General features: G+C 56.4%; 1 protein-coding gene. It reads left to right on the top strand.

Annotated features, from left to right (window positions below):
• Positions 1-276 precede the first annotated feature (276 nt).
• Complete coding sequence (locus D2E25_RS10425; protein ID WP_125982570.1) at positions 277-1,497, top strand: IS110 family RNA-guided transposase; 1,221 nt, start codon at positions 277-279, stop codon at positions 1,495-1,497.
• Positions 1,498-1,510 lie beyond the last annotated feature (13 nt).

The raw sequence follows: 1,510 nt of genomic DNA, 5'->3' as shown, positions 1-1,510 counted from the left end.
GACGCTCCCATTACCGTGGTAGGTGGGTTTCATGAGAGAGTGGAACTTGTACGGGTCGCGGTCCCCGGTATGGCTTTTGCTCCCTGCCGTCGTTGTCAGGACGAACGGTTTACTGAGTGATGCCGCCGGGGTACCGGACGCGTGGTGACCGCTAATAGGAACCAGGACACCGGAATCGATTCTACCCGTTTAGCGGATCGTCTTCGTAATGTGGGTGCCGGCACCCGCGTCAGCGTCCCGTACGCTCATCAAAACGCAGAGCGGCGGGAGACGGTAATGAAGCGATTGGAATCATTGGGATACACGTGCGTGTTGGGCATTGATGTGGGCAAACGCTCCCACCATGCATGGTTAACGGACATGGACGGTACGCGATTGTGGGATGGTCCTGTTGCCCAGGATGAGCTAGCGTTGCGAGGCGTGTACGAGAAGGCCTTGGAATACGGGCGCACACTAGCGATTGTTGACCAGAGTTGCACGATTGGTTCCCTACCGTTGGCTGTGGCTCATGCCATGGGTGTGGATAGTGCTTGTTTGCCTGGCCTGTCGATGCGTCGGTACGCACAAATGTCACCAGGAAGGGCCAAGACCGATCGTGTCGATGCACGGTTGATTGCTGAATGCGCGTTGTCTAATCCCGGCACGCTGGTATTCACTGGTGAGAGTGATCCACGTGTCGAGGCCCTCGAATCACTGTCGGGATATGATGATGATCTGGCCGCGGATATGAACAGGCTTGTCAACCGGCTGCGTGCTCTGTTGCATACCTTGCATCCCGCGCTCGAACGCGTATTAGCCGGGGATGCGATCAGTAGTATGACGGCTTGTTTGCTCTTTGAACGCTACGGGGGTCCGCACGGGTTACGTCAGGCCGGGCGTGAACAGGTGACATGTTGGGTGAGCGATCATTTGCGTGCTGGTCTGACCTTGCCTAAGCGTTTGCTTGACGCGCTTGACGAGCAAACCGTCGAGGTTGCCCAGGATGGTGTGGATACTGACTGGATCATCAGGGATCTCGCTCGGCGTATCCGGGAGACCAAGCAGCAGCGTGAACGGATACGCCGTCGCATGCACGAGCTCGCTTCCCATGACGAGGAGTATCAGCTCGCGCTCACTATTCCTGGCATGGGGGTGCGTACCACGGTAGCACTGGTTACCGCGATCAGGAGTATTCATAACTTTCCTAACGCGGATCATCTGGCCTCGTATGCTGGACTGTGTCCCGCGCGCCGGCAATCCGGTACTAGTATCAGGCATGACGCGTCCAATCGTGGCGGTAATCGTAAACTCAAGCGAGCGCTTTACCTAGCAGCGAGTATCGCGATCATTCGTGATCCACGCGCACGCGCGTACTATCAACGTAAACGCGGTGAGGGCAAGCATCATACCCAGGCACTCCTCGCTCTTGCCAGACAACGATGCAACCTCATCTACAGCATCCTCAAACACCGAAATCCCTACCAATCACAACACACCACAAACTTGACACCAAGATAGGAACACTCAGTCA

The organism is Bifidobacterium goeldii, from assembly GCF_003951095.1.
Lineage (GTDB): Bacteria > Actinomycetota > Actinomycetes > Actinomycetales > Bifidobacteriaceae > Bifidobacterium > Bifidobacterium goeldii.
Note: the sequence above shows the minus strand (reverse complement) of the source record. Positions and strands in the feature narration are given on the sequence as shown.

Coding starts and splice junctions, on each gene's coding strand:
- D2E25_RS10425 (WP_125982570.1), top strand. CDS start 277: ATGAAGCGATTGGAATCATTGGGATACACGTGCGTGTTGGGCATTGAT.